This window comes from Pontibacter harenae (assembly GCF_020907245.1).
Classification (GTDB): domain Bacteria; phylum Bacteroidota; class Bacteroidia; order Cytophagales; family Hymenobacteraceae; genus Pontibacter; species Pontibacter harenae.
In genome coordinates this window covers 16,932-30,179 of the sequence record NZ_JAJJWH010000051.1, presented here as the reverse complement: position 1 = coordinate 30,179, position 13,248 = coordinate 16,932, and the positions used below count along the sequence as shown (strand labels likewise).

The 13,248-nt window shown below is 44.8% G+C and carries 11 protein-coding genes; all 11 read left to right on the top strand.

What is annotated here, in order from left to right; translation table 11 throughout:
- Positions 1-166 precede the first annotated feature (166 nt).
- The 11 genes from LN893_RS18010 to LN893_RS17960 all read left to right on the top strand — a co-directional run bounded on the left by LN893_RS18010 (position 167) and on the right by LN893_RS17960 (position 13,219).
- On the top strand, positions 167-427 hold the full coding sequence (locus LN893_RS18010) for a DUF4212 domain-containing protein (RefSeq protein WP_229972510.1): 261 nt from the start codon (positions 167-169) through the stop codon (positions 425-427).
- Between the two features lie 88 nt (positions 428-515).
- The gene (locus LN893_RS18005) at positions 516-2,234 is read left to right on the top strand and encodes a sodium:solute symporter family protein (RefSeq protein WP_229972509.1); all 1,719 of its coding nucleotides are present in this window, start codon (positions 516-518) and stop codon (positions 2,232-2,234) included.
- Between the two features lie 120 nt (positions 2,235-2,354).
- Positions 2,355-4,271, top strand: coding sequence for an acetate--CoA ligase (gene acs / locus LN893_RS18000; RefSeq protein WP_369427700.1), 1,917 nt, complete (start codon positions 2,355-2,357; stop codon positions 4,269-4,271).
- Between the two features lie 473 nt (positions 4,272-4,744).
- Positions 4,745-5,860, top strand: a complete 1,116-nt coding sequence (locus tag LN893_RS17995) for a GAF domain-containing protein (RefSeq protein ID WP_229972507.1) — start codon at positions 4,745-4,747, stop codon at positions 5,858-5,860.
- A 205-nt stretch (positions 5,861-6,065) separates the two neighbouring features.
- Positions 6,066-6,623: an NUDIX domain-containing protein gene (locus LN893_RS17990; RefSeq protein WP_229972506.1), complete on the top strand. Its 558-nt coding sequence runs from the start codon at positions 6,066-6,068 to the stop codon at positions 6,621-6,623.
- Between the two features lie 96 nt (positions 6,624-6,719).
- Entirely contained in the window at positions 6,720-7,520 is an 801-nt protein-coding gene (locus tag LN893_RS17985; RefSeq protein WP_229972504.1) for a lysophospholipid acyltransferase family protein, read from the top strand.
- The gene (gene gatC, locus LN893_RS17980; RefSeq protein ID WP_229972502.1) at positions 7,468-7,755 is read left to right on the top strand and encodes an Asp-tRNA(Asn)/Glu-tRNA(Gln) amidotransferase subunit GatC; all 288 of its coding nucleotides are present in this window, start codon (positions 7,468-7,470) and stop codon (positions 7,753-7,755) included. Before LN893_RS17985 ends, gatC begins: the two co-directional genes overlap by 53 nt.
- A gap of 15 nt (positions 7,756-7,770) precedes the next feature.
- On the top strand, positions 7,771-10,812 hold the full coding sequence (locus tag LN893_RS17975) for a hypothetical protein (protein WP_229972500.1): 3,042 nt from the start codon (positions 7,771-7,773) through the stop codon (positions 10,810-10,812).
- A gap of 11 nt (positions 10,813-10,823) precedes the next feature.
- Positions 10,824-11,549: an ABC transporter ATP-binding protein gene (locus LN893_RS17970; protein ID WP_255710113.1), complete on the top strand. Its 726-nt coding sequence runs from the start codon at positions 10,824-10,826 to the stop codon at positions 11,547-11,549.
- Positions 11,550-12,101, top strand: coding sequence for a cob(I)yrinic acid a,c-diamide adenosyltransferase (locus LN893_RS17965; protein WP_229972498.1), 552 nt, complete (start codon positions 11,550-11,552; stop codon positions 12,099-12,101). It abuts the gene before it with no gap.
- Positions 12,102-12,145: 44 nt separating this feature from the next.
- Positions 12,146-13,219, top strand: coding sequence for a branched-chain amino acid aminotransferase (locus LN893_RS17960; RefSeq protein ID WP_229972497.1), 1,074 nt, complete (start codon positions 12,146-12,148; stop codon positions 13,217-13,219).
- Positions 13,220-13,248: the final 29 nt, after the last annotated feature.

Sequence of the window (13,248 nt, the reverse complement as noted above, 5' to 3'; positions counted from 1 at the left end):
TCGTCTTGTTCCTTTTCGCATACACCATACACAAGTGCTTGGAATTCGCAACTTGAGTTAATTATTATAAATAGCAAAAGAAAGTCTGTTTTTTATATAAGTTTTTGCAAATATTCCTTAACTTCTTGGCGAATAATGTTTTTACTAAACATAGAATCCTCGTGCCATGAATGACAAAGAAAAAATGCAGCAGTACTGGAAACGAAACGTCAGAATACTACTCGTCCTGCTCGGTGTGTGGTTTACTGTATCTTACCTGTTCGGCATAGTCCTGGTAGATGAACTGAACCAGTTCAGATTAGGTGGTTTCAAACTAGGCTTTTGGTTTGCGCAGCAAGGTTCCATCTACGTCTTCGTCCTAATCATTTTTATCTATGTCTGGATGATGAATAAACTCGATAAAGAGTTTGATGTGGATGAGGAGTAGCAGTAAACCTCTAAGAAAGTCAACTGTACAGCCAATAGCTTCTGAACTCCAACCAATGTCACTTACGCATATCTAACTATTTAATTTCATGGATATTCTAACCTGGACCTACATTATTGTAGGCTTAACTTTTGCGCTTTATATCGGAATTGCAGTTTGGGCCAGAGCAGGCTCAACAAAAGATTTTTATGTAGCAGGCGGAGGCGTATCCCCTTTAGCCAATGGTATGGCCACAGCTGCCGACTGGATGTCTGCCGCTTCTTTTATCTCCATGGCAGGTCTTATCTCTTTTATGGGCTACGATGGCTCTGTTTACCTGATGGGCTGGACAGGTGGCTATGTGCTGCTGGCGCTGCTGCTGGCCCCTTACCTGCGAAAGTTCGGCAAGTTTACCGTGCCTGATTTTGTAGGAGACCGTTACTATTCTAAAACAGCCCGCCTTGTAGCCGTAATCTGTGCCATCTTCGTGTCTTTTACCTACGTGGCAGGGCAAATGCGCGGGGTAGGTATCGTGTTTTCCCGTTTCCTGGAGGTAGAGATTGAGACAGGTGTGGTTATCGGCATGATCATCGTCCTTTTTTACGCAGTGTTAGGCGGCATGAAAGGCATAACCTATACACAGGTGGCACAATTCTGTGTGCTGATTTTCGCTTATATGGTGCCTGCCATCTTTATATCAGTTATGCTAACAGGTAATCCTGTGCCGCAAATTGGTTTAGGAAGTGAGTTAAAAGAAGGAGGCTATCTGCTGGATAAGTTAGATGGGCTACTAACAGAACTTGGCTTTGTGGCCTATACCGATAGCAGTAAAGCAACGATAGATGTGTTTTTTATAACGGCCGCACTGATGGTGGGTACCGCTGGCCTGCCCCACGTTATTGTCCGCTTTTTCACGGTGCCTAGGGTAAAAGATGCCCGCAAGTCTGCAGGCTATGCCTTGGTTTTTATCGCTATACTCTATACCACAGCGCCTGCCATAGGAGCTTTCGGTATGTACAACATGCTAAGTACCACGAGCAACCAACCTATAGCCTCTATGCCGCAGTGGGTAAGTAACTGGCAAAAAACAGGACTTATTGGAGTAGAAGACAAAAATGCCGATGGCCTGATACAGTATGTGCAGAACACCGAGCAGAATGAACTGACAATAGATAAAGATATCATGGTACTGGCAAACCCAGAGATTGCCCAGCTACCTAACTGGGTTGTGGCTCTGGTGGCAGCAGGAGGCCTAGCAGCGGCACTTTCTACAGCTGCTGGTCTGTTGCTGGTTATCTCTACCTCTATTGCACACGACCTTCTTAAAAAATCGTTCACCCCAAACATATCTGAAAAGCAGGAGCTGATTGCGGCACGTTTGGCTGCAACGGTGGCCGTGGTAGTGGCAGGTTATTTCGGTATCAATCCACCAGGGTTTGTGGCCGAAGTAGTGGCCTTTGCCTTTGGTTTGGCAGCAGCTTCGTTCTTCCCAGTCATTATTATGGGTATTTTCTCGAAGCGGATGAACAAGCAAGGTGCCATCTGTGGAATGATTATAGGCTTAGTTTTCACCATCGCCTACATCTTTTACTTTAAACTGGCACCCACTATAGAGTCCCTTAATTGGATTAACCCAGGCGGTAACGATCCAGAGCGCTGGTGGTTCGGTATTTCGCCAGAGGGCATCGGTACATTGGGCATGCTGTTCAATTTTATAGTATCTTTTGTTGTAAGCAAGTTCACACCGCCGCCGCCAATCGAGATTCAGGAGCTGGTAGAGGATATCAGGATACCGAGAGGAGCAGGGGCTGCTACAGCCGCGCACTAAGCAAAATTTTGTTCGCACCTTATAACTATTTGCCTCAATACCAATGCACAGGCTTACGTATAGGCAAAGTAAAAAAAAAATTGTTCCTTATTTACCGTATACAAGCAACCAGATAAAACTATTAAACCGTCCTTACCCATGACAAATTATCAACTTAAAACTTTTGAAGAATATCAGGAAGCATATAAACAAAGTGTAGAGGACCCAGAAGAATTTTGGGAAGGCATTGCCGAAACCTTTACATGGCGCAAAAAGTGGGACAAAGTACTGGATTGGAATTTTGAAGAGCCGAATGTGCAATGGTTTCAGGGAGGAAAACTGAACATTACTGAAAACTGCCTGGACCGACACCTGAAAACACGAGGAAATAAACTGGCTCTGATTTGGGAGCCGAATGATCCGAAAGAAAGGTTTATACGCTACACCTATAGAGAGCTGCACGAAAAGGTATGCCAGTTTGCTAACGTACTGAAGAAGAACGGAGCTAAAAAAGGAGACCGTATCTGCATTTACATGCCAATGATACCTGAGCTGAGCATTGCCGTGTTGGCTTGTGCTCGCATTGGAGCGGTGCATTCGGTAGTTTTTGCTGGTTTCTCGGCTACGGCTATGGCTGACAGGATAAATGACGCCCAGTGCAGTATGGTACTGACCTCCGATGGCCTAAACCGCGGCGCAAAGCAAATACCTGTAAAACGTGTGGTAGACGAGGCCTTGACGCAGTGTGAGTCGGTGAAGAAAGTAATAGTGGTGGAGCGACTAGGCTGGGCTGTTAATATGGAGGAAGGCCGTGATGTATGGTTCCACGATGAAGTGCAGGGGGTAAGCAAAGAGTGCCCTGCCGAAGAAATGGATGCCGAAGACCTGTTGTTTATACTTTATACTTCAGGCTCTACGGGCAAGCCAAAAGGAGTAGTGCATACCTGTGGAGGCTACATGGTGTTTGCCCAGTATAGTTTCTGCAACGTTTTCCAGTACGAAGAAAGCGACGTGTACTGGTGTACAGCCGATATTGGCTGGATAACAGGGCATACTTACCTGCTGTACGGTCCGTTGTTGTCTGGTGCTACTACACTTATGTTCGAAGGTGTGCCTACCTATCCAGATAATGGGCGTTTTTGGCAGGTAGTAGATAAGTTTGGTGTTACGATCTTCTACACAGCGCCAACAGCTATTCGTGCATTAATGGGAGGCGATATAGAAGATGTGCTGTCATACAGCTTAGGTTCATTGCGTGTTCTTGGCTCTGTGGGTGAGCCTATAAATGAAGAGGCTTGGCATTGGTACCACACTCACGTCGGGAAAGGCCGCAGCCCTGTGGTAGATACTTGGTGGCAAACTGAAACAGGTGGCATTATGCTTTCTACGCTGGCAGGCATTACACCTATGAAGCCAAGCCATGCGGGGCTTCCGCTGCCAGGTATTCAGCCGATTTTAGTAGATAGCGATGGCAATGAAATAAAAGAGAATGGTGTGGAAGGTTACCTGTGCATGAAATTCCCGTGGCCAAGTATTATTCGCACCACGTATGGCGACCACGAACGTGCCCGCCTGAGCTACTTCTCTACTTATAAAGGTTTATACTTTACAGGCGATGGTGCCAAGCGTGACGAGAACGGCCTGTACCGCATTATTGGTCGTGTAGACGATGTAATTAACGTATCTGGTCACCGTTTCGGAACTGCTGAGATAGAAGAAGCTATCAACCACAACGAACATGTGATTGAGTCGGCTGTGGTTGGTTATCCGCACGATGTAAAAGGGCAGGGTATTTATGCCTTTGTCATTCTGAAAGATAAGCCTGAAAATGATGAGTGGCTACGAGCTGAAATAATTGAAACGGTGGTGGAGAAGATAGGGAAGATTGCCAGACCTGACAAAATCCAGATTGTAAGCGGTTTGCCTAAAACACGCTCTGGCAAAATTATGCGCCGTATTCTGCGCAAAGTAGCCGAGGGTGATATCTCTAACTTAGGCGATACATCTACTTTGTTAGACCCTGCGGTGGTAGACGAAATAAAGGAAGGTGCTTTATAGAGTTTTATTAAGTTTAGTTTAGCTGTTAAGCCCTGTAGCCTCGTGCTGCGGGGCTTTTTTTATGACTTTCTGGCAACGTTAGTTCACAATTTCATACAAACGCCGCAGTTGTCTATAGTTAAATGAATTAAATTGACATAGGATTTGCAATATATCCCAATAGCTAGTTTGTTAGTAATTGGATTTTAATTATATTCTATTGAAAGTGTAAATACCTAATTTTTGAATCTTATTGTCGTGGATACTAATTTCGATATGAGAGTAGATTTTAAAAATGTGTTTGCAGTCAGTTTGAAGGCATTAAATTTCTTTTGTAGTGGTCGGCTATGGTGCTGCTACCTCAAATTTGTAAATCAAAATATATAGAAATTATTTGTAATAAATTTATTCTGTCAGTCAGAGATATTTGTATATTTGATGGCGCAAATGATGGGTTTTAAAAGTTGGTTTTGCCAATATCAATATCTAGTAACATGAATGAGAAAGCTAGGCTGCAGGAACTTATAAAGTATAAAATACTAGATACGTCACCTGAGAAGGAGTTGGATGAATTGGCTGAAATTGCTTCAGCAATTTGTAATACGCCTATATCGCTGGTATCATTTTTAGATGAAAAGCGCTTATGGGTAAAAGCCAAAAAAGGGCTAGATGTAACTGAAGCACCAAGAGAAGTAGCATTTTGCCAACATACGTTGCATAGTTCTCAGGAAGTTCTTGTTATTGAAGACTTCTTGCAAGATGACAGGTTCAAAGATAATCCTCTGGTTCATGGAGATCCGTACATACGTTTTTATGCGGGAGCACCTCTTAAAACACCCTCGGGTCATGTTCTTGGAACATTATGCATCATGGATAATAAGCCAAGAGAGATTAGTGAGAGCCAGAAAAATGCTTTAAAGCTTCTTGCCAAAAAAGTGATGGACTACCTCGAAACCAGAAAGCTGCTACTTGAGCAAGATGGTGAAATCGAGTCAAGTGCTATCAGGCTTAAAAAACTGTCCGACCAAGCGCCAGGGGCAATTTATCAATTAGAGATGAAGCCTGATGGTAGCCTGTACTTTCCTTTCATCAGTAAAGGCTTTACAGATATACATCCAGATCTTGATCCTGTTGAGTTGAAGGAAGATGCAGCAATAGCCTTTTCTGTTGTTCATCCTGAAGATTTAGAAGCTGTTAAAGCAAGTCTGTTTGCCTCTTTCGAAACCCTTAACACTTGGAGCATTGAGTACAGAACTATTTCGGGAGACGGAAAAGTGTCCTGGCATTGGGCCAACGCAAACCCTGAAAGAAAAGAAGATGGTACTGTAGTGTGGTACGGTACTTTTCAGGATGTTACTGCCAGAAAAGAATACATAAATGCGTTAGAGCAAATTGTTTTCGATATTTCGCATGTTATCCGTAAGCCTGTAGCCACTATGCTTGGTCTCACGGCTGTTATAGAGGGGTATACTTTAGACCAGGAGACGTTACGCAAATATGCAGGGCATATTAAAACTGTATCGGAAGAAATGGATGAGTACATCAAGAAACTGAACGAAGCTTATTCTGAAAGAAGGCTGAAGGTTGCTGGCCAGCAATTCTCATTCTAAGTCTCTTTATTCTATCATTTTTTGCTTCTTTGGTTTTCAGAAGCCTTTTATAGAGGGCGTGTTAGCCTGTGCCTGCTCTAGTTGTAGAGCCCCGCTGATGTAACCATACAAATTTGATGAGGCATTTGCATTGAAACCTACCTAAATATTCTTCTGCTCCAAAACACAATACCATTATATTTGCAGCGCACACACAAATCAAACTATGATTGACGAGCAACACAACCCCTGGACTACCCTTTCGAGCAGAGAAGTTTACCAGAACCCCTGGATTAGAGTTCGTGAAGATCAGGTGCTGAACCCGAAGGGGGGAGAAGGCATATACGGCGTGGTGAGCATGAAAAACAAGGCCATCGGTATTATCCCCATTGATGACGAAGGATACACTTACCTGATTGGCCAGTACCGCTACGCGCTAAAAGAATACAGTTGGGAGATACCGATGGGCGGAGGCTTGCTAGAGCACGATATTCTGGATTCTGCAAAGCGCGAACTGCAGGAGGAAACTGGTTTCACAGCAGCCAAATGGACAAATATTGCCCGTTTACATACTTCCAACTCTGTAACAGACGAAGAAGGTTTTGTTTTTCTGGCAGAGGAACTAACTGCAGGCGAAACAGCTTTTGAAGAAACAGAGGAGCTACAGATAAAGCGGATACACCTGGATGAGGCCGTAGGCATGTGCATGGACAACCAGATAACAGATGCCATAAGTGTGGCTGGTTTGTTGAAAGCGGCTGTTATACTAAAGCAGCAGGTTTAGCAGTTTACTATTGTATAAACCTTCGCAAGAGGCTGGCAGGTATTCGCCCAACTGTAGCAGGTGGATAAAAAGCAGATTTTTGTTACATTTGGAAGAATGAAAGTGCTGAAATACATTGGTCACCGTATTTATACTACCTGGTGTGTTACCTGGTTCGTGATGCCGTTCTTTTTAACCTATCCTTTTCAGGCTGTCCTGATTCGGAAAAACAAGTGGTTCAGGCACGTGCACAGCATCAACAGGTTTTGGTCATCTTCGGCTTTACACATGTTCCTGACACCTATTAAGGTAGAGTGGCGGATGCGTTTCGATAAAAAACAACAGTACATCTTCACGCCAAACCACGGTTCGTATTTAGATATTCCGCTGTTGCTGCACACTATTCCAGGCTTTCTTAACTTTGTAGGCAAAAGTTCATTGACGAAGGTGCCGCTTTGGGGCAAAATTTACGACAAGCTTTATATTTCTGTAGATCGAAAAAGTGCCGTTAGCAGTGCCAGAAGCTATATAAAGTCTGTCAAAACGCTAGAGCAGGGGCGCAACCTGGTCATTTTTCCAGAGGGAACCATACCACCTACTGCAGGCGAGCAGTTGCTCGCATTTAAAGATGGGCCGTTTAAGCTGGCAATTGAAAAACAGCTTCCAGTGGTTCCCGTAACAATGCCTTATAACCATAAATTTTTACCAGACCTGGATGGCAAATTAAAAGTGCGTTGGCACCCGCTCAAAATTGTGGTACACGAGCCAATTGCAACACAAGGCATGACCTTAGCCGATTTGCCAGCCCTAAAGGCTCAGGTTTTTCAAGTTATTCAAACAGAAATTACGAAACACAACTATACGCATGTCAACGGATATTCAAACTATCAGAAACTTGGCTCACTTAGCCAGGCTTGAGTTTAACGAGGAGAAAGAGCAGGAAATGCTGGAGGACCTAAACAGCATTCTGAACATGGTAGATAAGCTGCGTGAACTGGATACTACACAGGTAGAGCCGCTTATACACATGTCGGAAGAGGTGAACGTGATGCGCGACGATGTTACCCAAAATACCATTTCGCATGAGGAGGCATTGCGCAACGCCCCTAAAAAAGACTCTGATTATTTCCGTGTACCGAAGGTACTGGAGTAATCTGCTGCCTTATTTATGAATAAGATAAAGTTTTGGGAAAGTTGGGATACTAGTTTAAGGTATCCCTATCTTTTTTTACTCCTGTTTGGCGTAGTAGCTCTTTTGCTGGGCACTTACTTCTTTTTTACGGGTACTGATGCTTTTTATGCCTGGGATAAGATAGCGCAACTCAGTGTTGTGTCTGTGCCTGTGCATGAGATTGAGCGCATGCAAGTGCCGTTTACCACCTCAGCAGACAGCTACCTGATCACGGAGCAGTATGACCTGGGGCTGCTAAACATCAAAACCTTACCAGCTGTTATTTTCTTAATAGTGTTGGCAGTCTGTATAGCCTTTTATACAGCTGCAGCCAGTGCCATGAAGCGCGCACCTTTTTTCGGAGCAATCCTGTTGCTGATGCTTTTCCTGGCATCCTTCAACATGGACTCTGTAGGAGTGTCTGGTAGTGGAACAGGGCAGGTACTGTTGATCGTCAGTATTGGCTTACTGGCTTCAGTAGCTTATGCTTTTCAGACTTTTTTTCCTAATGTACGCTTCGGTTGGCGAGTTTTGGCTACACTGGGCATTGTGCTGCTGATTGGTAGCCTGGTGTTCAGCAAAGATATTTTGCCAACCAACCTTACGGCGCTGCACCTGGTTAACTACAGTAGCTTAGGCACAATCGTTGCTACAGTGCTGTTCCTAATCTGGACGTCTTATGAAAACTTAAACGCACTGCTTTGGATTAACACGCAAGGCAAAACTCCACAGCGAAGGTTCAGTATTTGGCAGTTTGTACTGGTAGGCCTTTTATACTTGCTGAACCTACTGCTGCTATTTCTGCGAGAGGTAGGTTATGTAAAGCTGGATATGTTTTACGTAAATGCCTACGCTATCTTGTTGCTTTCTGCTGTTTCCTGTTTCTGGGGTATGCGGCAGCGTGAGACAATTTACAAAGGTATGTTCTTGTTTAAGCCAACAGGAGCAGTACTGTACCTTGTATTTGCTAGCATCGCCTTTATGAGCATTGGGTATGCCTTCGTTATGGCCAACGATTCGCTCACGGTGCTTTTCCATAACATGATCGTGTACACGCACCTGGCTTACGGCATCATGTTTTTCCTGTATGTGCTGATAAATTTTGGTGGGCTTATAAAACAGCGCCTGGCAGTATACCGCGTGGTATATGAGCCAAAGCGGCTGCCTTATTATACAGTACTCACCATGGGCAGTATTCTGTTCTTTATTCTGGTGATGCGCACCAACTACCGCTCTTACTTTCAGGCGTATGCGGGTTACTATAACTACCTCGGAGATTTGTATGTAGCATCCGACAACGATTTACTGGCTGAGCGTTTTTACCAGGAAAGTGATGCCCATGATGTAAACAATCTGAAAGCAAACTACAGTCTGTCGTCTATCTATAGGCAAAGGCAGCAGCGAAACAACGAGGTACTTCGGCTGCAGAATGCCATTGCTAAAAGACCCAATTCCAGAGTATATGTGCATTTGGCAAACATGTACGACGAACAGCAGTACTTTTTTGAGAAGCTGTACGTGCTGCAGGAGGGAGTAAAGAAGTTTCCTGAAAGCACGGAATTGTATAATAACCTGGCGCTGCTATATATGGGTACTAATGTGGCAGATAGTGTCAATCATTACTTTAATCTGGCGCATAGCACTAGCAGTAGAAACGAGACAGTGCAGAGTAACAGGTTGGCTTTCTACACACAGCAAGCCATGATTGAGGAGGCCACTAGCTTGTTGGATGATAGCAGAAATGCGAAGTACAAGCCCTTGCGAAGCAACATGGCAACACTTCGGCAACTGCTAGGCCGTCAGCCAGACGAGAAAGCTGATTTTAAACCAGACTTGCTGGAGCAGGCAAGCGATTTTACGCTTTTTTATAATACAACCCTAAGAAGAGTGGGGAGGGGCGACACCAGCAGTCTCCCTTTGCTTAACACCTATATTACCTCTCCCAACAACCAGGTTTTTCTGCAGGATTTGCTTTTTCTGAAAGGAATGGTGCATTTCTATGATGGCCGCCCAATGGAAGCTCGTCGTGTAATGGAGGAGCTGGCGCTTACATCTTCCCGACTTAGTGGTTACTATTACCATATAATTGGTCTGTGGATGATGGAGGATGAGAACTATGCAGCAGCAGCGTCTTATTTTGAGCAGGCCAAAAAGTTAGGTCGTAAAGAAGCTTTTCTTGCACATGGCTATGCTTTAGCGTTGGCAAACCAGCCAGAGGCAGCACGTAATGCGCTTGAAGAAGTAGGCTTTTCTGAGAACGAGGTGGCAACGGAAGTAGCGCGGCAGTTACATACGGTGTTGGAGCAGGATGCTCAAGCTGTTATCGCAAATGGCTCAGACGTGGATAAATTGCAGTATCTGCAAGCCTATTTGCCACAGCTTACCGAGCAGGAGGTGAATAGCTTAGTAGGTACCATTCAAGAAAAAGACCTGAAGCGTGAAGCAATCGTATCGCGCATTGATTACTATATGCAGAAAGAGCGGTGGCGAAGGGCATACGATGCCATAAAGGAAGGTGCAGATCAGCTGCGTCCAGAGGGGCCGCTTCGCTCTAAACTTAACCTGATGCAGCTACAGGTGTGGCTAAAAACTGATAACCACGAGATGTTGCGAAAGCGGATGGATAACCTATACCTGACAAACCGTGACAAACGCTATAAACTATACTTTAAAGCACAGATAGCAGAAGCGAAAGGACGTGATCAGGAAGCTGCAGATCGCTACGAAGAAGCGCTTAAGATGCTTGTGTTTGATAAGGAATTGGTTTTGGCCGCAGCTGATTTTTACAGAAAGTCCAAGCCGCAAGACATAAGAGCTTACAACATATTGCTGTCAGGAATTACGTATAATCCATATTCGGCAGAGCTGTACAAAGCGTATGCGCTGGAAAGTATAAACCAGGGTTTGCCTAGCTATGCCGAAGATGCTTTAGCCACTTTACGTAATTTGCTTCCTGCTTCGGAATACACTACATTTATTCATAAATTTGAAGAGAAGCGACAGGAAATAGCGCAGCGCGCGGAGAACTGGCAATCATAAAAGCAGGCAGTATGAGCACAATCATCGAGACAACCGACATATCGAAGGTGTACCGTATGGGTACTGAAACCATTCATGCCCTAAAGTCTGTGTCTATCAAGATAGACAAAGGTGAGTATGTAGCGTTTATGGGGCCGTCTGGTTCTGGAAAATCTACCTTGATGAATATTGTGGGCTGCCTTGACACTCCGACAGGAGGACAGTACGTTCTGAACGGTAAAGATGTGAGCAACATGACAGACAATGATCTGGCAGAGGTGCGTAACAAAGAAATCGGTTTCGTATTCCAGACGTTTAACCTGTTGCCGCGTCAGTCTTCGCTAGAGAACGTGGCGCTTCCGCTTATTTACGCTGGCTACAACAAATCGCAACGTACTGCTAAAGCACAACGAGCCTTAGAAAGTGTAGGCTTAGGCAACCGTGGCGGCCACAAACCAAACGAACTTTCTGGAGGCCAGCGACAGCGTGTGGCCATTGCCCGTGCCCTTATTAACGATCCAAGTATTATATTAGCCGATGAACCAACAGGTAACCTCGACACCAAAACTTCTTATGAAATTATGGAGCTGTTCGAGAACCTGCACTCCAAAGGCAACACCATTATTATGGTTACGCACGAAGAGGATATCGCCAAGTATGCACACCGCATTGTGCGCCTACGCGATGGTTTAGTTGAGTCTGATATTATAAACGAAGATATAACGACAGCTGCCAGGGCGCAGGCTGAGCAACATTAAATGAAGATATACACGAAAACAGGCGATAAGGGCACAACAGCTTTAATTGGAGGTACTCGTGTCGCGAAGTCACATCTTCGTATAGAAGCCTATGGCACAGTAGATGAACTAAACTCTTATGTGGGGCTGGTGCGCGACCAGGAGGTTAACAATGACAGGGCTTCAATACTAAAGGAAATCCAGGACAGGCTTTTTACCATAGGAGCCACACTTGCTACCGATCCAGGTAAGGATGTAAAAATGGCTACTCCCGATTTGCACGAGGAGGATGTGCAGCTGTTGGAACAGGAAATTGACATAATGATGGCTGAGGTTCCGCCGCTGCGTGCCTTTGTTTTGCCTGGAGGGCATCAGTCTGTTTCGTTCTGCCATGTAGCCCGCTGTGTTTGCCGCCGTGCTGAGCGCATCGTCATTCACCTTCAGGAAGAATCTTTCGTAGAAGATTTAGTGATCAAATACCTGAACCGATTATCAGATTACCTGTTCGCGCTTTGCCGTTTAATGACGCATGAGTTGCGGGCAGAAGAAGTTACCTGGAAGCCCCGCTTGTAGGTAAAGCCCGTACCAAGAATCTTTTTTGATTATATATACAAATTATGTCAACAGATACTCTAACGATACCTACCCAGCGCGTGGCAAAGTCACGTATTTCAGAGGTTGATTTTGATAACCTCCAATTCGGAAAATCATTTACAGACCACATGTTTGTGGTTGATTTTAAAGATGGTTCTTGGCAAAATCCGCAGATTGTGCCTTACGGCGAAATGTCGTTGAGCCCCGCTACTTCTGCCTTGCATTACGGCCAAGCCATTTTCGAAGGCATGAAAGCTTACAAAGATGCCAACGGTGATGTGCTTTTGTTTAGACCATTGGCTAACCACAAGCGCCTGAACTCATCTGCAGAGCGTTTAAGTATGGCCGAGCTGCCAGAAGATCTGTTTATGCAGGGCCTGGAACAGTTGTTGCGCCTGGATTCTGATTGGGTGCCAGCTAAAAAAGGAAGTGCGCTATACTTAAGGCCATTCATGTTTGCCACTGATGATTATATCGGTGTAAGACCTTCTTTTACTTACAAGTTTGTAATTATTGCTTGCCCAGTGGGTGCTTTTTACGACAGACCAGTTAAAGTTGCCGTAGAGCCAAACTATGTACGTTCAGCAGAAGGCGGAGCAGGCTATGCCAAAGCAGCTGGTAACTATGCTGCAGCTTTGTTGCCTACCCGTAAAATGCAGGAAAAAGGCTTTGATCAGCTTATCTGGACTGATGCCAAAGAGCACAAGTACATAGAGGAGTCTGGCACTATGAACGTGATGTTTGTGATAGATGACGTGCTGGTTACACCAAGCCTGAGCACCAGCATTCTGCACGGCGTAACCCGCGACAGTGTATTGCAAGTGGCAAAAGACCTTGGCTACAAAGTAGAAGAACGTCGTGTGTCGGTTGATGAGATTGTAGAAGCCCATAAAGCAGGTACTTTGCAGGAGGCTTTCGGTACAGGCACAGCTGCTATCATTTCTCAAATTGCTCTGATCCAACGCAACGGCCAGGACTACGAGTTGCCTGCTGTTGAGGGACGTAAAATATCGAACAGTGTAGCCGCTGAATTAGATAAGATCAGAACAGGTCAGGCGCCAGACCCACACAACTGGGTTTACAGAATTAAATTATAGTAATACAGCTATAGCAAATGCTGAGGTAT